Source organism: Bacillus horti (assembly GCF_030813115.1).
Lineage (GTDB): Bacteria > Bacillota > Bacilli > Caldalkalibacillales > JCM-10596 > Bacillus_CH > Bacillus_CH horti.
The window spans coordinates 215,106-239,655 of the sequence record NZ_JAUSTY010000004.1 but is presented as its reverse complement, the minus strand read 5'-3'; the positions used below and the strand labels follow the sequence as shown (position 1 = coordinate 239,655).

The window sequence follows — 24,550 nt, the reverse complement described above, 5'->3', positions numbered from 1 at the left end:
TTTCATAATATATCATGTGCTAAGCCTATCTGTCAACTTTCAAATAGCTTCTTTACTGATTTCAACCTTATTTCTTTTCAGTAATTTCCTCTACTAGCAGATCAATAACCTCTGCTACAGGCTTGGCACCGATGTCTCCTTCACCGCGTTTGCGAACAGCTAAAGCATTATTTTCAATTTCCTTGTCCCCTATGACGAGCATGTAAGGAACCTTTTGCATTTGAGCTTCACGTATTTTATAGCCAATCTTCTCATTTCTAGCGTCTACCTCTACACGAATCCCTTTGATTCTCAGCTCATCTGCCACCTTGTTAGCATACTCAGCATGTACCTCAGCGATAGGAAGAACCTTTGCTTGAACAGGAGCTAACCATGTAGGGAAAGCACCCGCAAAATGTTCCACTAATATACCAAAGAAACGATCTATTGAACCAAACACAGCACGATGAATAACCACTGGGCGTACCTTTTGATTATGCTCATCAATGTAGGTTAAGTCAAATTTCTCAGGCATTTGGAAATCTAATTGGATCGTTGCACATTGATGGCTTCTTTTTAAGGCGTCCTTGATGTGGAAATCAATTTTTGGACCATAAAATGCTCCGTCTCCTTCATTCAAATGATAATCAATCTCTAACTCAGTTAGCACATTACGCAGTGCTCCTTCTGCTTGCTCCCATAGCTGATCGTCACCCATTGAATCCTCTGGACGAGTTGATAATTCAACGGAATACTCAAAACCAAAGGTACGATAAATCGTATCGATAAGAGAAAAAACTTCTTTGATTTCACTTTCAATTTGGGCTGGAGTAACAAAAATATGGGCATCATCCTGACAGAAAGTACGGACGCGCAGCATGCCGTTTAATGCTCCACTTAGCTCATGACGGTGTACCTGACCGAACTCAGCCATACGAATAGGCAGATCACGATAAGAATGCAACGCATTTTTAAAGATAAGCATATGACCCGGACAGTTCATTGGCTTCATAGCAAACTTGGTATTATCAACCTCTGAAAAATACATATTTTCATGATAGTGATCCCAATGCCCTGATTGCTCCCATAAACGCTGATTCATCATAAATGGAGTACGAACCTCATCATACCCTGCTTGTCTTTGTAAGCTACGCGAAAAGTTTTCTAGCTCTGTACGAATGATTTGTCCATTAGGTAAATAAAATGGCATGCCTGGTGCTTCGTCCGAAAACATAAACAGCTCTAGCTCCTTACCCAATTTACGATGGTCACGCTTTTTCGCTTCCTCAATGAAATGAAGATACTCATCAAGTTCATTTTGCTTAGCAAAAGCTGTACCGTAAACACGCTGAAGCATTTTATTATCGCTATCCCCACGCCAGTAAGCTCCAGCTACGCTTAACAGCTTAATCGCTTTGATTTTTCCTGTTGAAGGAACATGTGGACCTCGGCAAAGGTCAAAGAATTCACCTTGCTTGTAGATCGTAATTTCCTCTCCTTCAGGGAGCTCCTGAATAAGCTCGAGCTTAAACTCATCGCCGATATCCTCATACATTTTAAGAGCTTCCTCTCTGCTGACCACAATACGTTCAACAGGAATGTTCTCATTAATAATTTTGTTCATTTCCTTCTCAATCTTGGGAAGATCCTCAGCTGTAATAGATTCAGCAAGATCCATATCATAATAAAAGCCTGATTCAATCACTGGTCCTACACCAAGCTTCACATCTCCGTATATTCTCTTAACAGCTTGTGCCATTAAGTGCGCTGTACTATGACGCATAACCTCCAAAGCCTCAGCAGAATCCTGAGTAACAATTTCAACGATATCTCCATCCTGCACGGCAGCAGAAAGATCCACTAGCTTACCGTTAATTTTACCTGCTACTGCTTTTTTCTTTAGACCTGGACTGATGGAAAATGCTACTGCTGCTACATCTGACCCTTGTTCAATTTCACGTTTTGCTCCATCTGGTAGCTGTACGTTAATCATTGACATTTTCGTTCACACTCCTATACTTGTTGTTCATTTTTTTTGTGGTACTGCTCAACATTCCCTGTGTACTACAAATTACATCATTGTTTCATTGATCAGATTTTTGGGCATCAAAAAAAACCCGTCCCTATCCTAGGGACGAGTTATACTCATCGTGGTTCCACCCTACTTCCATATGACAAAAGCGTTAACTAAAAGGAAAACACTCCTGTCCTATGCTTCATTAGATAACGGCTCAGCACCGGTTATAGATACTGACATGCAAACGCATCTGTTCCCCATAACAGCTCAAGGTGGTAAACTCTTTTCTATTCTTAAGGGCTCACAGCCTTAGACCCTATTCTCTGGAAGAAGGAAGAAAGTCGTTCATGTCCTTTTCATCGCAAACAATTGTGAAATTATGTTACTACGTATTATAAGAATGATTCAGCCACACGTCAAGTTAAACTTTATTTTTCATCGATTACGTTAACGGAATCCTACACTTTTAACCAAATCAATTACCTTCAATAAATTATTAAATTCTACTATTCTTTAGAGTGACTAGCTGCTTCCAAAATAAACGTTATAACTTCATCTAGGCTCAAGGATTGCCTGTGTGTCACTTGAATTCCTTCTTGCTCTAACAGAGCCTCAGTGGACTCCACATTGTCTGTTACAAGCTGTAAAGGAGGATGTGTCACGTCCAAAGTATGCTGGTGATTTCTTACAGTGTCCGTCAAATCAGATACCCATAGTCTTGCCCACTTCTCATAGATCTCATCCTTTTCAAAGGCTGTAACGATTTTACCTTGATCTAGTACACAAATGTAATCACTTATTTGCCTTACTTCATCAAGAATATGAGTGGCAATCACAATCGTGTGATTTTCGTTATTCATGTACTCTAAAAGGTCCTCTTTCATCTTTCTCTGTGAAACGATATCTACACCCTCAGAAGGCTCATCAAGAAGCAATAGCTCAGGTGAATGTGACATAGCAAGAATAAATTCGATTTTTCTTCTTGTTCCTTTAGAACTCTTATTAAATTTCTTATTTTCATCAATCTGATAGCGTTTCAGAAGTCCTAAGTATTTATGTTGGTCCCACGAAGGGTACCAGCGTGATACAAAAGCAGCTATTTCCTTAACAGTAAGGTACGCTAATGTTCCGTATTGCTCACCGACATAGCCCACTTTTTGCTTCCATGCTACTTCATTTTTTTTATAGTCCTCGCCAAATACCTGAACCGTTCCTTTTTCAGGCTGAACAATACCCATAATCGTATGAAATAAAGTGCTTTTTCCTGATCCGTTGGTTCCTATTAAGGAGACAACCGTCCCACGTTGAACTTCAAAATCAACAGGGCCTAGTGTGAAAGACTTATATTCTTTGCTCAACCCTACAAGCGTTAATGCGGAAGATGTCATGGTTTATCACTCCTTATGCTCCGAATGGATATCTTCTAAAATATTTTCAAATAGCACGCGCATTCTGTTAATATCTATCCCCATTTGTATTCCTTGCTCAATGGACTTATGGAGGGCTTCATACAGGATTTTCTCGATTTCCTCTTCCTTATGCTGAGCGTCTACCTCACTAACGAACGTCCCTTTGCCTTGAAGGGTCTTAATGAATTTCTGGCTTTCTAGATTCTGGTAGGCTCGTCTTGTTGTGATAACACTACAGGATAGATCATTCGCTAACGCTCGGATAGAGGGTAATGGTGTACCAGAAGGAAGCTGTCCTCCCATAATTAGTGCTTTAATCTGTGACTCAATTTGATGATAGATCGGCTCCCTGCTTTCCTCTGAAACGCGAATCGGCAATTTCATCAATGATCCCCCCTACACATAGTCGCGCTTAAGCAGACGTTTTTTGAGCAAAGCGTACCACGCAAAGGTAGAAAGCAACCCAATGAATAAAGAGATCAGTGCAGCAGCCCACTCATACTTTAGCAACAAGTAGATAGACCACTCAACAAACCCTTTTTCCGTTAGCCATGTTACCAATATCTTTACCGCGATTAGCAGGATAAGCAACAAAAAGGAGTAGAGATATAGGAATTTTGTATTAACTCCAAACTCCGCAATCGGATTTACCCCGTTAAAAAACAAGGCAACTCCCAGCCAAAAAAGAACAAAAGCAAAATATAAGCTCTTAGGCAGAGTCTGAAAAAAAGAATCGGTTAGCGAAAAGAAAATAAAGCTAAAAAAGAAGATCGTCATAAACAAGAGAATACAAAGCATGATCAACATTCTACTTAAAACAATAGACTCTATAGAAATAGGCAAAGTACGATACATAGCTATTCTTTTTCCTAATTGATCATTTTTCATCGCACTTAGGCTTAGATACGGAGAAGACATAAATATCGTGCCAAACGCAAAGCTGTAGACAACAAATAACATATCAACTAAGTAATGATTATAAAAATTGTATTTTCCTAATGAATATAAAGCAAACTGTTGGATCTCTTTACCAGCAAGCCATGACATTAGTGCAACAAATAAAAACGTAAAAAATAATGGAACCTTATTATGCTTCAATTCACTTTTTGATAGGGACCACGCCGATTTCCACTCCATAAGAAGCCTCCTTAGAACAACGAATATTCTTTTACTAAAAAATATAATAGATTTATGAATAAATCCAGTTTCCTAGTTAAAATGCTGTATACCCCACTTGAAAAGTGGGGTTTTTAATAGTACAGCGTCAGTACTCCATTCCAATTCGTACAGCATAAGGCATAGTCTATCACTGATTCGTTTATTTAAAAAGGAATTCTTTTACAGCCGTTGACAGGATAACAATCGCAAATACAGTCGTGGCTAGATTAAAAAATGGAAAGCTATAGATCGTGATCCATTCAGTAAAAAGCTGCGATTCTAAAATTCTGCCTAAGATGTTACCAGAATCATTCATATTTGGTTCCCATGAGGTCCCGTCTACAAAGAAAAAGATAATTTGTGATAAGACGAAAGCCCCTAGGAGAATGCCCCAGCTTCTAATTCCACTAGGGCGTTCTTTTTCTTTTTTTTTCGGTAGGTGAGTGTGTTCTTCTCTAACTTCTGGCATCTTGTTACTCATTATCAAACATCCTTCTTAGGAAGCCTAAGCCTTCTAATCTGTCAGCAAGTAAATCTGCTGCAAAGATAGCTACGATAGCCATAACAATAGCCCAAAGAACGATACTAATTGTCATCCAAACAGTCGTTGCTTTTTTTGTTCCTCCAAAGGATATAGCTAGGAAGGCAGCTAAGTGACTTGTAACAAAAGGACCACCGATTAAAGAAAGCCCCGGTAAACCATACTTGTTGAATAACTTTCTCGCTCTAGCAGAACGTTTCCCTTCCTCTTCTAGTTCTCCTTCTAATCCTCTTGCATTCTCAGCTTTACGTTTTCTTCTCCAGCTTCTAATTTTATTCGCAAATAGGATAATTAGAAGAACGGCAATTAAGTTACCTAATATCGATAAGACAAGAACAGGAACCGGAGCTAAACCTCCTAGAATAGCAAGCGGGACTACAGCCAAAACCTCAAACATCGGAACTGCTGATAAAATAAAGACAAGTACATAAGCCCATAATAAATTTAAAATTTCATTCATGATAATCTCTCCTCAACTTTTTAGTGTATATGTGTGTATGTGTTTATATCTATATACACAGTATAAACACCTAATCTAAATTATGCAACCCCTTTTCTAAAAAAATTTGCTTATCCGTTCAAATCCAAATAGAAAAAACTGACTAGATATTAGTCTAGTCAGTTTAAGAGGCTTGTTTTTATTCCGTTTCTACTTTCATCTCTTCAACGAGCTCTCTTATATCATCGATGGGTTAATGCAAGGCTTTTGGACTTTTTTATTGTTGAACAAGCTTCCTTTCCTGCCATTGCTTACACTTCTGACAGTTTAAACAAAGCTCTAATCGTGTTTGAAAAATGGTTTGTAGCGTTCGTATAATCGTTACATTTGGATCAGTAGTATGCAGGATTATGATTTTAGGAGCCATAGCAATCAACGTGCTTACAATGATATCCTCATGAGTCACTGATTCAATAGCAAACTTATTCAAATATTGCTCAATTTGTTGTTCCGTTAACTGTTCTCCATCCTGATTAAACAATACAAAGCGCCTTCCCTGTCTATGATGAACATGTAAGATTGGAATTTGAGGGATTTGCTGAGCTACATATTGCTGTAGAAGCTGAATAAAGCGTTGGTATTCCTGATCTACAATATATTCATCAACAGCAAATTCAATAAGCTCCTCAAGCTCATAACGATACTCTGACAGCCTAAAACGGATAAATCCATCTAAATGGAACTCTTTTTCTTCCTGAATGTAATCATATGCACAATCAAAGATTTGTCTTTTTCTTTCTGAGATTTTAGCCTCATCCCGAAAAACAGAATCCTCATGAAGAAACAGCATATCGAAGCAAAAATGATAAATACGTTCAATCTGCTCAGGCTGGACAAAACCGAAGACCTTTTTAATCATCATTTTAATGTATTCTTCTTCTAATTCTTCAACGTAAAACTCTGAGATAGCCTGACAAAAGGCATTCTTAATCTGTTCATCAACCTGTGTATGGGATAAAGGTGGATCTAGCTTTTGATCTAGGGAATAGCCCTGGATATGAATACATTTATAGTTATCTTTCACTTCAAAGCCTATGTAACGATCCTCCAGCCCTGTAAGCTGTAGAAGTAAGTAAGGAGTAAAATGCTCCCACTTTATAGTTGTTAAAGGAACCATTTTTATCATTGCATGTACCTCACCATTCTAAAGAGATTTATATTAGTTTATGGTTTGGAATGGTGGAGTATACATGGAAAAACACTCAAGAAAAGAGTAGCTGGTAGGATTCTGCTTTAGAACACAAAAGGTGCGCTAACCAAAAAACGCCAACCTTGCTTGTTCTAAATTAGAAAAAGCAAGATAGACGTTTAAGCCGTAGCAATGGCTACGTTAGTAGAATGAGATTAGTCTAATTCTGCATGACAAAATCCTTCTCAATCGTGTCTCCCTCATTGAAAACACGTAGGATTTCGTATTTTGTGTTTCGCTGGGCTGGTGTTTTACCCGCCCCACGAATCAAGTCTAAGATTTGGTTTGTGTTAACTTTATGTGTTGTCCCGGCAGCCGAAACGACATTCTCTTCAATCATTGTTGAACCAAAGTCATTACAGCCATAAGATAAGGATTGCTTACCAATTTCTCCTCCCATTGTTACCCAAGACGATTGGAAATTAGGAATATTGTCTAGGAAGATTCTAGAGATGGCTACGTTCTTTAGATACTCCTCAGGAGAGGTTTTTTCTCCACCTAAATTCGTGAAGTCAGGCTGATACGTCCAAGAAATAAACGCTAAGAAGCCATTCGTCTCATCCTGTGCCTCACGCACTCTAAGCATATGCATGGCACGCTCTTCTAGAGTTTCACCAAAGCCTATAACCATGGTAGCTGTGGTGTGAAGACCCACTTTGTTTGCTGTAGTCATACATTCCATCCAATCCTTCCAGGAGCCTTTCAGACGACTGATTTTCTTGCGAATTCTGTCATCCAATATCTCAGCTCCACCACCCGGAATGGAATCTAGCCCTGCCTCCTTCAGCTCAGTCAATACCTGCTCTAGAGATAGACCTGATACCTCGACAATCTTCCAGATCTCAGCTGGTGAAAAAGAGTGCATATGAATATTAAAGCGTTTTTTAATCCCTCGTAATAAATCCGTATAATAAGACAGAGGTAAATCAGGGTTTGTACCACCCTGCATTAAAATCTCAGTTCCCCCTACGTCTAGAGTTTCTTGGATTTTTTGATAAATAACCTCATCAGGTAATACATAGCCTTCCTCATGTCCTGGTGGACGGTAAAAAGCACAGAACTTGCAGTACGTATCACAAAAGTTTGTATAGTTCACATTACGACCTATAACAAACGTAGTGACAGGATCTGGGTGCCACTTTTTCATAATTTGATCGGCTACATGTCCCATTTTTTCAATCTCATTACTCTCATACAAACGAACAGCTTCCTCTACCGAAATCCGTTCACCTTTTAACGCTTTATCTAAAATAGAGTCAATAGACATTCGCTATCCCCAACCCTTCAAGCAATAAATTTACGTAAGATTTTTGATCTTATCTGCGTGCGCTACCGCACATCGTATACGTTACCTATGTTATCATAGCCCGTTCCATTTGCCTATGAAAAACGTTAGGAAACAGAAACATTCCCTACGATTTTCACCATATTTCATCAAATTGCTACAAAGAATTTGTTTATATACAGGATTTATTGCTTAACTTCATACAGGCAATAAAACTTAAAGAGAGAAGCCGTAGCTTCCCTCCCAATTATTCTTGGATCTCTTCTTTATTTTCTATATATTTGTTCCTCTAACCTATGATCCTCTAATCTATGATTCATCCTGTAATACTTTAAATTGTGCTTTTACCAAGCCGTAGTATTCTCCGCGATGCTTCATCAACTCATCATGACTTCCCTGTTCTAGAATATTCCCATGCTCTAGCACAATAATGTTTTCCGCATCACGAATTGTTGAAAGTCTGTGAGCAATAATAATAGCTGTACGTCCTGCTAATAGCTTCTTTAGTGCAGCTTGAATCTTTAACTCTGATTCGGTATCAATACTTGCTGTTGCTTCATCTAGAATCAAAATTTGCGGATCCGCTAAAAGCGCTCTAGCAAAGGAAAGCAATTGTCTCTCTCCCATAGAAAGGACATTTCCTCGTTCCTCAACCTCTGTTTCGTAACCATTAGGAAGACGATAAATAAATTGATCAGCTCCTACTGCTTTTGCCGCTTCTCTGACCTCTTCGTCAGTAGCGTCTGGTCGACCAAAGCGAATGTTCTCTAAAATTGTCCCGGAGAAGATAAATGTATCCTGCAAAACGATACTTATTTTAGAACGCAGAGTAGCTAGGGACAGATCACGCACATCATGCCCGTCAATCAATACACGACCACCTGTAACATCATAGAAGCGACAAATAAGGTTTGTAATCGTTGTTTTCCCTGAGCCTGTATGTCCAACTAAGGCAACGGTTTGCCCTTCCTTGATTTCTATATTAATTCCATTGAGAGCTTTTCTGCTTTCATTGTAACCAAACTGAACATCCTCAAACCTAATGTGTCCCTTCATCTGTGATAATCTCTTAGCATTTGCTTTTTCAGGGACAGATGGTAGCTCATCAAGGAATTCAAAAATCCTTTCCGAGGACGCCATCCCCACAAGAAGCTGATTATAAAGCTGCCCTAACCGAGAAATCGGCCCCCAAAACATCCCTAAATACGTAGCAAAGGCTACAAAATCTCCAATCGTCAATGCCTCCTGTTGAAACAAATGAGCTCCATACCAAATCAGAATTGCCGTACCAATCGCACCCGAGATTTCCACAAGCGGTCTAAAGGTGGCGTTTTTCTTGGTCGCATCCCGCCAAGCCTCATAGTTATCCGCATTAATTCTCTTGAAAAAGCCCATATTTTCACGCTCTTGTGTGAAGGACTGAGTCACTCGAATTCCTTGAATGCTCTCATTTAAGTGCGAGTTAAGCAAAGATTGCTTAAGCCTTACCGTTTGCCACGAACGACGTATTCTTCTTCTTAAGCCAGTAGAGATGAAAAACATGAGTGGCAAAATGACCATAATGGCCACGGTTAGACTTGGACTCAGTATGAATAAGATAACAATGATCCCAACTAACATGATCATATCCATTAATAGGTTGATAACCCCATTTGTAAACAAGTCCTGCATCGAATTAATATCATTTGTCACGCGCACTAGGACTGACCCTGCCGATCTCTGATCAAAGAAGCGATGAGATAGCCTTTGAATATGAGAAAACAAATGCTGCCTTAAGTCATAAATAACATTTTGCCCCAAAATATTCATCCAGCGGATACGGAAGGTATTAGCTATATAAGAAAGGACATACAACCCAGCGATCACAGCTACTAGAATCTGAAGCAAAGAAACATTAGGGATCTCAATAGCATTGTCAATCGCATATGAAATGAGTAAAGGGACAGCAAGTCTTACTCCTGTTGCTACAATCATAGCAATAATAGCTAGTGGAAGCAGGGTAAAAGCATAGGGCTTCATATACCCCATCAATCGTAACATTTGCGCCCAATTAAAGGGCTTTTCAATAATCGTATCAACGGAGTAGCGAAAGCGTTCTCGCTTCCCCTGTCTTTGATTGATGACATCTTGTACAGTTTCTTTCATTTTCTCCTGCCTCCTTCCTATGCCAATTGATCCTGCATAATAAGATGTCTATCTTTAAACTGGATATCGTAAATTCGACGATACGCTCCGTCCTTCTGTATCAATTGATCATGAGTTCCTCTTTCAATAACACGTCCTTGATCTAGTACAAGAATCTCATCGGCTTGTTTAATAGAAGAAATACGATGAGCAATGACAAAAGTCGTTCTCCCTTTCATTACCTCTCGGAACGCTTCTTGAATCTTAAATTCCGTTTCCATGTCTACAGCACTTGTAGCATCATCAAGGATTAGAATACTAGGGTTAATTAACAAGGCTCTAGCAATTGAAATTCTCTGCTTCTGACCACCAGATAATCCCATTCCTCTTTCCCCAAGCAATGTGTCATAGCCATCTGGAAGCTCCATAATGAAATCGTGAGCTTGAGCTCTTTTAGCTGCCCTTATGATTTCCTCCATGGATGCATCCGGATTTCCATAAGCGATATTATCCCTGATAGAAGAGGAGAACAAGAAGGATTCCTGAAGAACAATTCCGATATTTTTACGCAATGTTTCAACTGTGTACTCCTTAATGTTTCTTCCATCAATGAATATTTCTCCACTCGCTGGCTCATAAAAGCGGGAAATTAATTGGATAATACTCGTTTTTCCTGCACCTGTTGCTCCTATCAAGCCAATAACCTTACCAGCGTCAGCTTTTAAACTTATGGCATGTAAAGCCTCATCTGCATCATTAGAAGCATATTTATGTGTAACTTCAACAAATTCTACATTCCCTTCTAAGCGCTCAGCTTGCAAGGAGTCTGGGAGACTCTGAATGTCTTCCTTCTCGTCTAACACCTCAAGAAGGCGTTCACCAGAAGCCTTTGATTGTGAAAACGTGTTAATAATAAAGCCTAATTGCATAATAGGATCAAGAATGTACCATACAAGACTGAAGAAGGCGACGAGCTGTCCTATAAACATTTCACCTGAAATAACCAAGTATCCTCCGTAGCCCAAAAGAGCAACGACACAAATATGTCCGATCAGCTCCATTAGAGGGAAGAAGGTAGCCCAGATTTTTGCTGTATGAATTTGCTTATCCTTATAGTTTTCATTTCTATCGACAAATCGATCGATTTCAAAATCCTCTCTTGATAAGGATTTAACCGTATTCATTCCACTGATGTTTTCCTGTACCTTCGTTGTTAATTGAGCAAAAGAACGGCGTATCCCTTTAAAGGCTGGATGTACTCTTTTGTCAAAGCGATAAACGACAACAGCAAGGAAAGGCATAGCTGCTAAGGTCACAAGAGCCAGTTTTACACTTAGAAAAAGCATGATCCCAAGTCCAAACCCAACTAATAGAATGAAGTTTAAGAGCTGTGCACAGCCAAAAGACAAGAAAAACCGGAAACCTTCAACGTCTGCCGTTAGCCGCGACATCAAATCTCCCGTTTTAGCGTTATCATAATATCTAAATGGTAAAAATTGAAGCTTCTTATAAAGCTCATTTCGTAGTTCGTAAACAGCCCTTATCCCAAATAGATCACCGTAGTACTGATGAAAATAAGTAGCTATTCCCTTAAATACCATGATGCCCACAAAACCTAAGGCAAGATAGGGCACTAAATTCCACTGCCCTTCACCAATAACATCATCAATCGTAAACATTAGCACTAATGGATAGATCACTGTTATAGCAGTAGCTATAATCAGACCTATCATGGAGATAATAAAGTACCGTTTATACGGTAAATAAAACTCCTTAAGTCGTTTAAACGTTTCCATTCGCATTCCCCCCTAGCTGCTCCTGAAAAATTTCATTAAAAAAACCTGGATGATCGCCAAATTTAATTAGCGAGCGTCTTAGTTTTACTATACTTTCTACCTAAGTGCATAAAATTCTGATAGTGCAAAATAGACAATAAACATAATATATCGGGTTTCGAAATAATTTTCAAGACTTTTCTTTCCCCTTTTTCCCCTCGTGCTTATTTCGCTTCTTAGGCTTACATTTTGCAATTTTTGTACCTTCCCACTTATTATTCAATCCTCATTTCCTCACTGAACACAAAAAAGGAAATAGGTCACATTACCCGTGACCAACCGCTTTGATCTTCACATGAAATTTACCTCCCTACGCTTTTAAAAACATAATTTAACTAGTAATAACTTTGTAAAATTAATATATAATCGTTTGTTTCTGTGATGAAGGAACCATTTAATTAAATGAAATGAGAAAGAAAAGAAATTGAGAAAAGATGCCTAAAAACAAGCAGACCTTCTCAGCTAATACTGAAAGGTCAATCTTCACTAAGCATGTTTAAATGGAGAAAAAAAGAGCAGCAGTCCTTGTCGCCCTGCTTGCATCATGAAATGGATATGTACCACTCGTTTAAGCTTTGCCTAAGATAAAAGCAATGACTTAAAATTTACTGAGTGTATTAATACTTGAAATATTATAAATCATTAAAAGATAAGTCGCAACATAAAATTTTAAAAAGACTTCGATTTTTACTTCTTTTTCTACTTTATCTAGATAAATAATATTTAATTTGTGAATAATTGTAACTTTTAAAAAAATAAATAATCTAAAAATTCAAATTAAATCTTGAAAAATGGTTTATTTTACTTTACATTAATATAGAACTATATTTCGTGAAACATTGAATGACTTTTCGCGTAAAATGTCGAAACATTCTAAAGAATTTTAATTTGGGGTGATAAAACATTGAATAACCTACTACATATTCAGAATTTAAAGACTTCCTTCCGTATTGGAGATCATTATTATGCTGCTGTCGATGATGTCTCCCTTGACATTAACAAAAATGAAATTATAGCGATTGTTGGAGAGTCTGGCTGTGGAAAGAGCGCCCTTGCCTTTTCAATTATGGGTCTACATGATCCAAAATGGTCACGGGTAGATGGACATATCTTTTTTAAAAACTATGACTTGGCAAATATTCCAAACGAAAATTTAAACCATCTTCGAGGCTCCGATTTAGGCATGATTTTCCAGGATCCATTAGCAGCCTTAAATCCCCTAATGATTGTAGGCGCCCAAATTGATGAAACATTACTTTTACATACTAAAATGAGCAAGGAGCAGCGTACAGCTAGAGTAATAGAGCTATTGGATGCAGTAGGAATACCAAATCCTAGTCGAGTGTATAGCCAATATCCACATGAATTATCAGGAGGAATGCGTCAACGTATTGTTATTGCAACAGCAATTGCTAATAATCCCTCATTTCTTATTGCTGATGAACCAACAACCGCTTTAGATGTAACAATTCAAGCTCAGATTCTCGAATTATTAAAAGAATTAAAAGAAAAGATGGATGCTGGAGTTATGTTAATTACTCATGACCTCGGAGTTGTAGCAGAAGTAGCTGATCGAGTAGCAGTGATGTATGCTGGACAAATTATTGAAATTGCACCAGTAGAAGAGCTTTTTGCTAATCCAAAACATCCTTACACTCGGTCTCTGTTAGAGTCAGTTCCATCTGTCTCTAATAAGCAAGAACGATTGCATTCTATTCAAGGAATTGTCCCCCCATTGCAAAGCTTGCCAAGAATAGGGTGCCGCTTCAAGGCTAGGATACCTTGGATCCCAGATGAAGCCCATGAGGAAAACCCAATCCTACACGAAGTTAATCAAGGCCATTTTGTACGATGCACCTGCTATAGAGAGTTTTACTTCTCAAATGTGAAAAGAGGGAGGATATGAGTCATGGCGCTTCTTAGAGTTGATAACCTACATGTCCACTATCCGATTCGAGGGGGAGTTTTTAGAAGAGTTATTGATCATGTAAAAGCAGTGAATGGAGTCTCATTAACCTTAGAAAAAGGACAAACTTACGGTTTGGTTGGTGAGTCAGGTTCAGGTAAAACAACAATTGGACGCGCCATTATCGGTTTAAATGATATCACATCTGGTAGTGTTTTATTCGACAGCGTTAATTTAGCGGCGATGAAACGCTCAGCCTCAAACCGTCGTGATATCCAAATGATCTTTCAAGACCCTTATTCGTCCTTAAATTCTAAAAAACGAATTATCGATATTATTTCAGAACCATTAATAAACTATGAGTCTTTTACTAAGCTGGAGCGGAGAGCAAAAGTTGAAGAGCTTTTAGAGCAGGTGGGACTTAGTAAAGAAAGCATTTTCAAGTATCCACATGAATTCTCAGGTGGTCAAAAACAGAGGATCGGTATTGCTCGGGCCATTGCTTTAAATCCACGACTAATCATTGCAGATGAGCCTGTTTCAGCGTTAGATGTGTCCGTTCAAGCCCAAGTATTAAATTTTATGAAGGACATTCAAAAGGATTTAAATTTGACCTATTTATTAATCAGTCATGATCTAGGAATTATACGCCATATGTGTGACAGAATCGGCATTATGTATAAGGGACGACTCGTAGAAGAAGGTTTATCTGAAGACATTTATACAAATCCTCAGCATATTTACACAAAAAGATTAATTTCTGCTATTCCCGATATTGACCCAAAAAACCGTACCAAACAGACCATTTTACGTGATGAGGTTAAACGTGAATATGAAAGGTCTAAAGAGTTTTATTTTGATCAAGATGGATTAGCCTATGACTTAAGACCAATATCCAGCACTCATTCTGTTGCTATGCTAAGGGAGGGCAAATAACATATGTGGACATTTACGATTAGACGTATCTTTATTATGATTCCACAGATCCTCATGTTAAGTATTGTCATCTTTATCCTGGCCAAGATGATGCCTGGAGATGCTTTAACTGGGCTAATTGACCCAAATATTGGGCCTGAGGTTCTTGAACAGCAACGTGAACGGCTAGGTCTAAATAATCCATGGTATGTTCAATACTACGATTGGTCAACTAGAGCTTTAAAGGGAGACCTAGGGCAATCCTTCCGATATAAAATGCCTGTTACAGATTTAATTAATCAACGTATGGTTAATACCATTTTGCTTTCCATTCTTACTCTTATTTTTACATATATCATTGCTCTACCATTAGGGATTATTAGTGGTCGCTATAATGATACACTTGCTGATCGTATGATTACTGGTTACACCTATCTAGGGTTTGCAGCACCATTATTCATTTTTGCCTTATTAATGCTATTCATTTTTGGTTTTAGGATAGGCTGGTTCCCTACTGGTGGAAGTGTTGCACCGGGTCTAACTCCAGGAACCCTTGAGTACTTCCTAAGCAAATTAAGACATCTTCTTTTACCAAGTCTATCAATGGCATTAATTTCTGTCGTTGGGACAGTTCAGTATTTAAGGAGTGAAATCATAGATATTAAACAACGTGAATTTATCTTAACGGCTCGTTCAAAAGGAGCGTCTGAATCACGTGTCTATAACCACCACATTTTTCGTAACTCTTTACTGCCTATTGCCGCTTTTTTTGGATACGAGATTACGTTTTTAATTAGTGGAACTATCTTTATCGAAAATATCTTTAGTTACCCAGGGATGGGTGAATTATTTATTTCATCTATAAGACAAAGAGACACCAGTGTTGTAACTGCACTAGTTTTGTTGTTTGGGGTCGCCTCTATCTTAGGTGCATTACTATCAGACATTATTTTAAGTATTATTGATCCAAGAATTCGGATTAAATAACGCGGAGGTGTACAGACATGGCTGATTATATAGAAGTTGAAAATAATGAACCCTTACGAAGTCCATCAGGCTTGAATGTCATTTGGCGAGAAATTGTCCGAGACAAAATCGCTTTAATATCCCTTATTTTATTAATTTTAATTAGTGGATTTGTATACGGTGCATCATTCTTATTAGATGAAAGAGAAATTGTTAGAGTAGACCTTTTCTCTATTCATCAATCCCCTTCATCTGAATTTTGGCTAGGTACAGACTACGGTGGACGTGATATATTTGGTCAATTAATTATCGGGGCAAAAAATTCATTGTCAATAGGTATACTGGTTACTTTACTTAGTGGGCTTGTTGGTATTACCTTCGGGATAGTTTCAGGTTATTTTGGTGAAATGATTGATAATGTGTTCATGCGCATTCTTGATTTCTTTATGGTTTTACCAACCTTGATGATTATTATTGTATTCGTTACAATCGTCCCCAAATATAATGTCTTGACGTTTGCTCTAGTCATGTCGGCTTTCCTTTGGATGGGAATAGCTAGGATGGTTCGTTCAAAAGCATTACAAGAAAAGGAGCTTGACTATATAAAAGCATCTAAAACCTTGGGAAGCTCACACATAAAAATTATCTTTGTACAGCTCCTACCAAATATAAGCTCATTAATTATCGTCATGATGACTTTAAATTTGGCAGCCAATATTGGCATAGAAACTGGATTATCCTTTCTAGGATTCGGATTACCCGAAAATACCCCGAGCTTAGGAACACTTGTCAGCTATGCAACTAACCCCCAAACGTTGGAGCATCGCTGGTGGATTTGGTTACCTGCATCATTACTCATCTTAGTAGTGATGTTGTGTATAAATAACGTCGGTCAAGCGTTAAAGCGTGCGACAGACGCAAAACAAAGAAGAGGATAAAAAGGGAGGAATTTACATGACGAAGAGCAAGGCACGTTTGTTACTCATGGCATTACTTGCAGTTTTTGTTCTATTCATGGTGGCTTGTAATAATAATGAAGCCACAACTGATGTAGATGCAGAAGCACCTTCTGAAGGAACAGAGGAAACACCAGTGGATGAAGAAACTGCAGAGCAGGAACGTCCAGAAGGAACTTATTCTATTGAAGACTTTAGCTATCTGAAGGATGATGGTACTCCACTTAGTGGTGGAGAGCTTACATTTGGTTTAGTGTCTGACACTCCATTTGAAGGAACTTTAAACCCCGTGTTCTCTAGTGGTGTTCCTGATGGTCAAGTAATGGGCTGGTTTGACGAGGGAATGTTAACTTGGGACACAAGCTTTGTTTATAACAACGAAGGAGCAGCAACCTTTGAAATTGATGAGGAGGATAATAGAATTTGGACGTTCACAATTCGAGATAACGTGAACTGGCATGATGGTGAGCCAGTAACCGCTCATGATTGGGAGTTCGCTCATTATGTTATCGCTGATCCTGATTATGATGGGCCACGATTTAATGCCACGCTTCGTAATATTGAAGGTATTGTCGACTATCACAATGGTGATGCTGATACAATTTCTGGTATAGAGGTAATAGATGATAAAACCTTAAGGATAACTTATATTCAGGCTACACCTTCTTTAATTACGGGTGGAGTATGGTCCTCTGCTATTCCAAAGCATATTTTTGAAGATATTCCAGTTGCAGAAATGTCTGCACATGATGCAACTCGTGTGAACCCAATTGGATTTGGACCATACATTCTTGATACGATTGTTCCTGGTGAATCAGTAACGTATGTGAAGAACGAAAACTACTGGAGAGGCGAGCCAGCTTTGGACAAAGTAACTTTACGTGTTATCAGTCCGAGTGTAGTAGCAGAAGCCTTAAAATCAGGAGATGTTGATCTTGTAGATTCTTTCCCTGTTGATCAATTCCCAGATAATTCAGAACTCCCTAACTTAACTTGGCTTGGGCATGTTGATCGTGCTTACACATACATTGGCTTCAAACTAGGTAATTGGGATGCAGAAAATAATGTGGTGAATTATGACCCTGAAAACTCTAAAATGGGGAACAAATCCCTTCGTCAAGCCATGTGGCATGCTGTTGATAACAATGCGATTGGTGAACGCTTTTATCATGGTTTAAGGTGGAATGCGACAACATTAATCCCTCCATCTCATCCTGAATACCATGATGAAACAAACCCAGGCCGCCCTTATGATCCTGAAAAAGCTATACAGCTATTAGATGATGCTGGGTTTGTAGATGTTGATGGAGATGGTTTCCGTGAAGATCCAGATGGGAATAAGCTTGAAATCAATTTTATGTCAATGAGTGGTGGAGACACGGCTGAGCCGTTAGCCCAGTATTATATCCAGGCTTGGGAAGCTGTAGGCTTAAAGGTTCAACTCATGGAAGGACGCTTACACGAGTTTAACTCGTTCTATGATCGTGTAGGAGATACAGGGACCGATGATCCTGATGTTGATATTTATCAAGGAGCTTGGTCCGTTGGTATCAATGTAGACCCTAGTGGTTTATATGGGCGTGAAGCCATATATAACTTTGCTCGTTATGCTTCTGATGAAAATGATCGTTTACTTACAGATGGTATTTCAGAAGATGCCTTTGATGTTGAAAAGCGTATAGGTATTTATAATGAATGGCAGGCTTATATGGTGGATGCAGTGCCTGTATTCCCGACGGTATATCGTGCAAGCTTAAAACCAGTAAACAATCGAGTAACAAACTACACTGTAGGTGACAATTTTGAATACCGGAGATGGCAATGGGCCGTAACGGCTGAAACTCCAGAGGTTGCTAGATAATTTATTTCTTCACTGAAAAAACCAAGAGCCGAGACTCTTGGTTTTTTCAGTGAAAAGTGTTTGATAGTTAACATCAATCCATTGAGAATTTGACAAGTAGTACATCAGAGAGATTATTAAGGCGATACGGTCCAGTTACAATATAACCTCCATCAAAAGTTATATCTACACTACGTCCTATCTCACTCGAAGTCCCAAAATCAATAATTGAGGACCAAACTGCATTTCCAGCATTATTTATCTTCATTAGTAAGAGATTTTCTTGTCCAACTAAAGGGGTTGTAAACCCAGTTATGACATAATTCCCATCAATAGCAGGGGTAATAGCAACTCCTGTATCAAATATGGTTGCACTAAACTGCTCCGTCCAATTGATCCCCCCACTATTTGTCATCCTTACTACATAGATATTTCCACCAGGCTGAACATATATTGTACCTGTGGCAATAAATCCATTTCCTGCAGCTACAACATCTTCTAGGAAGACAGCATGAGCCAATGTTGATGTGAAGGCCGGTGTGCCGTTTCCAGAAACCTTTACTACAGAACCGTGGCTTTGAAACGAGCCGAAGCCAGTCTGAACCATTTTGCTTCCAACAGCTACATATCCTCCATCAGTCGTTGGGCTGACGCCAGAGAATTCCTCAGTCATGCTTATTTGATTCACTCCAAAGCTGCGATTCCATTGAATAAACCCATTTGAGGCCACTTTAAGTAAATACGCGTCTGTAGAACCACTACTTGTCATTTTTGTACCGGCAAGGATATACCCACCATCATGTCCGATCTCTAAAGCATACGCTCTCTCATCGGCAGGTCCTCCATACGTATTAGACCATTCAATAACACCGTTAGCATCAGTTTTGATCAGAAAAATATCTGAAGCTCCACCACCAACTCTCGTTCCGCCGATAATATACCCACCATCACTTGTCTGCCTTACATCTGCTGGATCCTCAATTAACTCCGTTCCATACGCATACGCCCAGACGATATTAAATGAGGAGTCAACTTTGAGAAAAAGAAGGTCTGTGTCTCCATAAATATGAGTTTCTCCAAGGATAACATAACCTCCGTCATTAGATTGAATAACAGAGTTACCAATATCTCGATTGGAGAAGTTATACGTAGTGGCATATTGCATAATCGGAGGAATAGATTGAGTAGCAATATCCTTTAAGTTCTCTTCGATAAGATTTGTAACCGTAATGTCCAATTCCTTTGATACTACATTTGCGTCTACCTCAGATTGAATATCTTCCGTTACAATCTCTGCTGCTTGTCCACTCAAATCAGTTATATTCTCAAGCTCAATATCCTCAATCGACAGATTCATCTGTCGCTCATGTTGTCCAAGTCCTGTTGCTCCTACTGCGGTAAAAAAAACTCCAAAAATCAAGACAAAACTCAAAACAGATAAAGACAGCTTTTTCATTTTATACAACCTCCTTTTAATAGTATAATTACAATATTCTATAAAATTGTGTAAAATCCTTCAAAATATTTTACTTAATATTATTTTTTTAATTTTAACTAAACATTAACAAAATGGATTTCCATTGCTGTTGAAGAACATAACAAAAGCTGTCGATATCATATCGACAGCTCTTTTCTTATATTGGCTGTCCAATCATTTATCATGACTTTTGGACAGCGCCTTATGATTTTCTTTATTATAAAATTAGTAATTGATTAAATCTGTAGTTTGCAATAATCTGTGAAGCATAACAGTCGCTTGAGCACGTGTTAACTCCTCCCTAGAGCGAATCAAACTGTGATCCCCTTGTAGGATACCTGCTTGGATTATTGTAGTTACACCTTCCATTGCCCAGGTAGCCACTTCTTTACTGTCCTTAAATGTTGCGAGGATTTGAGCCGATTGCTCAGCAGTCAGCTCCACTTCATACTTTGCCACATTTAATGCATTTGCAAGAATAGCTGAAGCTTCAGCCCTGCTAATCGTTTGAAGTGGTTGGAAGGAGCTATTCTCGTAGCCTTCCACCAACCCATACTCTAACGCTGTACGTAAATCATTAGCATACCAGTCCCTCAGCTCAACGTCCCTCCATAAAGCACTGTTAGAAACATCTGGACGAAGACCAAGTGCACGCACAACCATAACGGTAAATTCAGCACGAGTAACACTTCTATTCGGATCAAAAACAGATTCTCTTACACCATGAACGATCTTTCGAGATGCCATATCATTGACTTCATCTTCACTCCAATGCTGTTTCACATCTTCAAATGTTTGTGGATTCCAAATCACCGCATAAACACTATTTGTCAAACTATTAATTTGGGCAAAATGATTCCCATTTTGTGTGATCACCTTAGTTGGTACATGATATAACTCTCCATCTGCTCCTAGCACTACACCTGTTGTAATACGTGTGGGCTCTACATCATTCGGAATTGGAATCAATCGTTCCACGTACTCGGAAAAACGACTTACTTCAATCTGTTTCCCATCAAAGCTGAGGTAGACTCCAAATTCCACGGGCTCTCCAATAACAGACTGACCTAAATTATTTACATCTTTATAAACTTGCATTAATGTTGTTTCATCAGGTAGAGAAATTGTAATCTCGATATTTAGCTCTTCATCAAGTCTATCATGATTTCCTGCCTCAAGCTGTTGCGTTAATTCAGGCACATCTACTAAAGAGGTTGGCAATGAATAAGTTGCTCGATCTGTTACTAGTTCAATTAATACGTTTTCCCCTTTCATCTTCTTAAACAATAGCCCATTTAATTTAGCAGAAACTACTTCTTGATCTCCAGTAACTGGAATAGTCACGATCTTGCTTTCATTTTGCTCTAATTTCTCTAATACTTTGGCACTATCTACGGTAACAAGCATCGTTTCTCTACCATTAATTTGTTCTGTTCTAGCTGAAGCAAAGCTTGGTTGCTTAACACCATCTACATATATATCAATTCCATTTCTAGGAGGTGTTATGCTGTTTGATCCTCCAGCAGGTAATCCACCTCCTGAGCTCCCGCCACCAGGATTTCCTGAACCAGGGTTCACAATCTCTCCATCTGGCTTTGAGGCTTCACGCTCGACAGAGACTCGATAAGTCTCCTTAGTTCCGTCCTCCGCTGTGACTTCAAAAGCAAGCTTGTTCTTACCTAAAGCCAATTCAATCGGATTCTGCACCTCTTCCCCATTAACAAACATTTTTACCGTCGCAGCAGGGCTACCAGTTACTAAGTGCGCTGAGGTCTGTGATAAAGTCGTTAGTAGAGCTGTATAGTTGTACACATCAGCAGTCACGGTAGATGTAAGATTGATACCTGTTAATGTAATCGATTGTAATGAAGCATCTGAGCTTAGCTGTGGTCCCTCCACATTAAGTTGGATCGTTGGTGGAGAAGGAAGTGCCGTTTTCGTTGCCATATAACGAACACGCAGAACGTCATGCTCACCACTTGCATCAATTGTAGCTTCTCCACTAGCTATTCCTGGAGTTATCACTCTCCACTTTGCTCCATCATTCGTCGTGTATTCCATATCCTCCGTTGCTCCTAAAAGCTTCAGCTCAGACATTCCTGCTGACACATCTACCTGAACATCTGGAGCATGGTTAGGCTGTGTAACAAAGCCAACAAACCTGTTATTCAAAGGATCTGCTGCCTCTCTTACATACACCATTCCTGGCACGAAGTCCACCAGCGTTGTAACATCTTCAGCCTTTACCCAGCTTCCTTCTATCCCTCCAGCAAGACTGTACTCCATCGCTGAAGTTGTATTAGTTAGAGTACCATCTGCTACATTGAAGTCTACAGCGTTCAAATCTAGTTCCAATGGACGCTCTATTTCCTTCATATACACAGTAGATAATATATCCCCAGTGGTGTCTTGTCCACCTAGTATTAAGACATAATCGCTATCATCTTCAGAGATAAGAAGTGAATTAGTATTATGAAGAGGTACAGGCAATCTTTCTCCATCACTCCATGAATTAGTGCTTGGATTATAAATATGAACTAAATCTGTCACAGTGTTCCCTAACTGTTGGCCACCCATTACCATTAAATCACCGTCTGGTAAGCTAACAGCAGCACTTCTCAATCTGAATGACCAAGTAGAACCAGTTCCATCCGGATAAAGCTCCGGATTAAAAGTATCAGCTTCAGGATCAAAAACACTTACATTTCTTTGAGGTTGCTTAAAGGTAGCAGATTCTCCTCCAAAAAAGTATACTTTTCCATTACTTGAGGCAGAAGCCCTATACAGATAAGTCAGTGCTTTTGAGTTTTTATCTGTCCAGATATCTGAAATAGGATCATACTCCAAAATTGAATTTATTACTGCTCCTGAAGTTAACCCACCAAAAATATAAATCTTGTTGTTCAAAACTGCAGAATTATACAAAGAAAGTCCTGTAGGTAGCGGACTTTTTGCCTCCCATTCATTTGTGGTCGGGTCATATTCATACACTTGATTAGAAAAGATATTGCCTGCATTTCCTCCGATAACATATAACTTCCCAAATAAAGGTATAAGAGAATGACCTTGCAACGGTTGAGGCAAATCCGCCAAGTTATGCCATTGCCTTGTAGTCAAATCGAAAGCATAGAATGAATTCGATATACTGTTATCAACTCCTGCCCCACCAGCGACATAAATTTTACCATCCATATACGCAGTACCAGAGCTAATAGTGGCTTCTGGTAAGGAAAAGTCCTCAAGTTCCCACGAAGTGCTGGCCCCTACTTTGAATCCATGTGTTGGCAAGAGTAGACTGACAATCAACGTGCTAATTAGAATTAGTGTAAACCTTCTTTTCATCAACGGCTCCCCCGTTCAATAAATTTCAATAATTGCTATATAATTATTCCTTCTTTTTCTGACCTCATTATTGTACTTAGGAGCTCTGAACAATTTCTGAGCATTTTTTTACATAATTCGACAACCTCACACTTCTATTTTGGGGAAATGTGTATACTCCTTACGTTCCACACCCAAATATATAAGCAAAAAATATTTCCAAACAAAAAAAGCCTTAGCTCCACATACTAAGTGAAGCTAAAACTCTTTAATTCGTGCCATTCACCAGTTTCTTTACAGCATCTCTAGTCAGCTTATTCCCACCTGCTGCAATGAGATTAACTGTTGCGTGTGCTAAGGTTAGAGGAATCTTACAAAACTTTATCGCTGGACTTCCTTTCAATTCCTTAATATACGCATCAGCTAGCTTAAGATTGCGACGTGTATATTCGATCATTTCTTTTTTCCCCCATCCATCTGGAAAAAAGTCCACTCCACGCTCCAAATCCTCTGATTTATTCCGCAAAATATTAACCGCCTGTAATCCTCTACCAAAGGCTACGGCCTTATCGCGATCAGATTCTGTGCCATCATACCAATACCAAATATCTGATAGCATTTCGCCTACCATCCCGGCCACACTATAAGTATACTTATCCAAATCTTCCTCAGTACTAATTGTCCAGCTTTTGTTCACCCATTCAGCCATTTGCTTGGACATCTTTGCAATATAAGGATACACAACTTTTCTGACGGTTGGAGGACATAGTATAGCCCAGTCATCAATCTGAGTCGTTACATCGGGAAGAGTATCGCGATGTGGTGAAAGGAGTGCTTTCGTATCAGGAGATTCCGTAGAAGATTGAAACACGTCATGAACGCCTTCAAGAAGCTCTACTTTAAGGTCATTATCTAACTCCTCGTGATCCTCAATTTCATCTATCGCTCTCATACATAAATAAGCAGACGTAACAGCTTCCCTCAGCCCATCCTCCAAACGGTTAATGGGGATAAAGAAAGTGCGACTCGTTTTTTTCAACATGATCATAGCTTCGTTCACAAAAAAACTCCTTCCGTCAAACAGCATAGCTTGTCTTATCTATATTTTACATCATTTTTCTATGTTGTTGGGA

General features: G+C 38.9%; 18 protein-coding genes. 5 read left to right on the top strand and 13 right to left on the bottom strand.

Annotated elements, in window-relative coordinates:
* Positions 1–67 precede the first annotated feature (67 nt).
* The 10 genes from thrS to J2S11_RS06220 all read right to left on the bottom strand — a co-directional run bounded on the left by thrS (position 68) and on the right by J2S11_RS06220 (position 11,997).
* Positions 68–1,978: a threonine--tRNA ligase gene (gene thrS / locus J2S11_RS06265; RefSeq protein ID WP_307392412.1), complete on the bottom strand. Its 1,911-nt coding sequence runs from the start codon at positions 1,976–1,978 to the stop codon at positions 68–70.
* 524 nt (positions 1,979–2,502) lie between these two features.
* Positions 2,503–3,384, bottom strand: coding sequence for an ABC transporter ATP-binding protein (locus tag J2S11_RS06260; RefSeq protein ID WP_307392410.1), 882 nt, complete (start codon positions 3,382–3,384; stop codon positions 2,503–2,505).
* 6 nt (positions 3,385–3,390) lie between these two features.
* Positions 3,391–3,789, bottom strand: a complete 399-nt coding sequence (locus J2S11_RS06255) for a GntR family transcriptional regulator (protein ID WP_307392408.1) — start codon at positions 3,787–3,789, stop codon at positions 3,391–3,393.
* A 12-nt stretch (positions 3,790–3,801) separates the two neighbouring features.
* Entirely contained in the window at positions 3,802–4,542 is a 741-nt protein-coding gene (locus J2S11_RS06250) for a hypothetical protein (protein ID WP_307392405.1), read from the bottom strand.
* A gap of 181 nt (positions 4,543–4,723) precedes the next feature.
* Positions 4,724–5,044, bottom strand: a complete 321-nt coding sequence (locus J2S11_RS06245) for a YfzA family protein (RefSeq protein ID WP_307392403.1) — start codon at positions 5,042–5,044, stop codon at positions 4,724–4,726.
* The gene (locus J2S11_RS06240) at positions 5,037–5,564 is read right to left on the bottom strand and encodes a small multi-drug export protein (protein ID WP_307392400.1); all 528 of its coding nucleotides are present in this window, start codon (positions 5,562–5,564) and stop codon (positions 5,037–5,039) included. The genes J2S11_RS06245 and J2S11_RS06240 overlap by 8 nt, the downstream gene beginning before the upstream one ends.
* A gap of 256 nt (positions 5,565–5,820) precedes the next feature.
* The gene (locus J2S11_RS06235) at positions 5,821–6,729 is read right to left on the bottom strand and encodes a putative sporulation protein YtxC (RefSeq protein WP_307392398.1); all 909 of its coding nucleotides are present in this window, start codon (positions 6,727–6,729) and stop codon (positions 5,821–5,823) included.
* 223 nt (positions 6,730–6,952) lie between these two features.
* The gene (gene mqnC / locus J2S11_RS06230; RefSeq protein ID WP_307392396.1) at positions 6,953–8,059 is read right to left on the bottom strand and encodes a cyclic dehypoxanthinyl futalosine synthase; all 1,107 of its coding nucleotides are present in this window, start codon (positions 8,057–8,059) and stop codon (positions 6,953–6,955) included.
* A gap of 327 nt (positions 8,060–8,386) precedes the next feature.
* Positions 8,387–10,222: an ABC transporter ATP-binding protein gene (locus tag J2S11_RS06225; protein WP_307392394.1), complete on the bottom strand. Its 1,836-nt coding sequence runs from the start codon at positions 10,220–10,222 to the stop codon at positions 8,387–8,389.
* A gap of 17 nt (positions 10,223–10,239) precedes the next feature.
* Positions 10,240–11,997, bottom strand: a complete 1,758-nt coding sequence (locus J2S11_RS06220) for an ABC transporter ATP-binding protein (RefSeq protein WP_307392392.1) — start codon at positions 11,995–11,997, stop codon at positions 10,240–10,242.
* A 943-nt stretch (positions 11,998–12,940) separates the two neighbouring features.
* Between J2S11_RS06220 and J2S11_RS06215 the strand changes: the two genes are divergently transcribed.
* The 5 genes from J2S11_RS06215 to J2S11_RS06195 are packed head-to-tail and all read left to right on the top strand — an operon-like array spanning position 12,941 to position 18,640.
* The gene (locus J2S11_RS06215; protein ID WP_307392390.1) at positions 12,941–13,942 is read left to right on the top strand and encodes an ABC transporter ATP-binding protein; all 1,002 of its coding nucleotides are present in this window, start codon (positions 12,941–12,943) and stop codon (positions 13,940–13,942) included.
* Between the two features lie 3 nt (positions 13,943–13,945).
* Positions 13,946–14,878 carry an ABC transporter ATP-binding protein gene (locus J2S11_RS06210; RefSeq protein WP_307392387.1) on the top strand — a complete coding sequence of 311 codons (933 nt, stop codon included), beginning with the start codon at positions 13,946–13,948 and terminating at the stop codon, positions 14,876–14,878.
* Between the two features lie 3 nt (positions 14,879–14,881).
* The gene (opp4B, locus tag J2S11_RS06205; RefSeq protein WP_307392385.1) at positions 14,882–15,844 is read left to right on the top strand and encodes an oligopeptide ABC transporter permease; all 963 of its coding nucleotides are present in this window, start codon (positions 14,882–14,884) and stop codon (positions 15,842–15,844) included.
* Between the two features lie 17 nt (positions 15,845–15,861).
* The gene (locus J2S11_RS06200; protein ID WP_307392382.1) at positions 15,862–16,761 is read left to right on the top strand and encodes an ABC transporter permease; all 900 of its coding nucleotides are present in this window, start codon (positions 15,862–15,864) and stop codon (positions 16,759–16,761) included.
* A gap of 16 nt (positions 16,762–16,777) precedes the next feature.
* Positions 16,778–18,640: an oligopeptide ABC transporter substrate-binding protein gene (locus J2S11_RS06195; protein WP_307392380.1), complete on the top strand. Its 1,863-nt coding sequence runs from the start codon at positions 16,778–16,780 to the stop codon at positions 18,638–18,640.
* Positions 18,641–18,713: 73 nt separating this feature from the next.
* Here J2S11_RS06195 and J2S11_RS06190 read toward each other — a convergent pair whose 3' ends face one another.
* The 3 genes from J2S11_RS06190 to J2S11_RS06180 form a co-directional block, all read right to left on the bottom strand.
* Positions 18,714–20,075, bottom strand: coding sequence for a hypothetical protein (locus tag J2S11_RS06190; RefSeq protein ID WP_307392378.1), 1,362 nt, complete (start codon positions 20,073–20,075; stop codon positions 18,714–18,716).
* Positions 20,076–20,321: 246 nt separating this feature from the next.
* Positions 20,322–23,438 carry a Kelch repeat-containing protein gene (locus J2S11_RS06185; protein WP_307392377.1) on the bottom strand — a complete coding sequence of 1,039 codons (3,117 nt, stop codon included), beginning with the start codon at positions 23,436–23,438 and terminating at the stop codon, positions 20,322–20,324.
* 247 nt (positions 23,439–23,685) lie between these two features.
* Positions 23,686–24,465, bottom strand: coding sequence for a squalene/phytoene synthase family protein (locus J2S11_RS06180; protein ID WP_307392598.1), 780 nt, complete (start codon positions 24,463–24,465; stop codon positions 23,686–23,688).
* Between the last annotated feature and the right edge of the window lie 85 nt (positions 24,466–24,550).

Bases quoted from the DNA above. Each gene is read 5' to 3' on its own strand.
- J2S11_RS06190 (WP_307392378.1), bottom strand. From the start codon at position 20,075: ATGAAAAAGCTGTCTTTATCTGTTTTGAGTTTTGTCTTGATTTTTGGA.
- J2S11_RS06250 (WP_307392405.1), bottom strand. From the start codon at position 4,542: ATGGAGTGGAAATCGGCGTGGTCCCTATCAAAAAGTGAATTGAAGCAT.
- J2S11_RS06255 (WP_307392408.1), bottom strand. From the start codon at position 3,789: ATGAAATTGCCGATTCGCGTTTCAGAGGAAAGCAGGGAGCCGATCTAT.
- J2S11_RS06260 (WP_307392410.1), bottom strand. From the start codon at position 3,384: ATGACATCTTCCGCATTAACGCTTGTAGGGTTGAGCAAAGAATATAAG.
- J2S11_RS06185 (WP_307392377.1), bottom strand. From the start codon at position 23,438: ATGAAAAGAAGGTTTACACTAATTCTAATTAGCACGTTGATTGTCAGT.
- J2S11_RS06180 (WP_307392598.1), bottom strand. From the start codon at position 24,465: ATGATCATGTTGAAAAAAACGAGTCGCACTTTCTTTATCCCCATTAAC.
- opp4B (WP_307392385.1), top strand. From the start codon at position 14,882: ATGTGGACATTTACGATTAGACGTATCTTTATTATGATTCCACAGATC.
- J2S11_RS06245 (WP_307392403.1), bottom strand. From the start codon at position 5,044: ATGAGTAACAAGATGCCAGAAGTTAGAGAAGAACACACTCACCTACCG.
- mqnC (WP_307392396.1), bottom strand. From the start codon at position 8,059: ATGTCTATTGACTCTATTTTAGATAAAGCGTTAAAAGGTGAACGGATT.
- J2S11_RS06235 (WP_307392398.1), bottom strand. From the start codon at position 6,729: ATGATAAAAATGGTTCCTTTAACAACTATAAAGTGGGAGCATTTTACT.
- J2S11_RS06195 (WP_307392380.1), top strand. From the start codon at position 16,778: ATGACGAAGAGCAAGGCACGTTTGTTACTCATGGCATTACTTGCAGTT.
- J2S11_RS06240 (WP_307392400.1), bottom strand. From the start codon at position 5,564: ATGAATGAAATTTTAAATTTATTATGGGCTTATGTACTTGTCTTTATT.
- J2S11_RS06220 (WP_307392392.1), bottom strand. From the start codon at position 11,997: ATGGAAACGTTTAAACGACTTAAGGAGTTTTATTTACCGTATAAACGG.
- J2S11_RS06210 (WP_307392387.1), top strand. From the start codon at position 13,946: ATGGCGCTTCTTAGAGTTGATAACCTACATGTCCACTATCCGATTCGA.
- J2S11_RS06200 (WP_307392382.1), top strand. From the start codon at position 15,862: ATGGCTGATTATATAGAAGTTGAAAATAATGAACCCTTACGAAGTCCA.
- thrS (WP_307392412.1), bottom strand. From the start codon at position 1,978: ATGTCAATGATTAACGTACAGCTACCAGATGGAGCAAAACGTGAAATT.
- J2S11_RS06225 (WP_307392394.1), bottom strand. From the start codon at position 10,222: ATGAAAGAAACTGTACAAGATGTCATCAATCAAAGACAGGGGAAGCGA.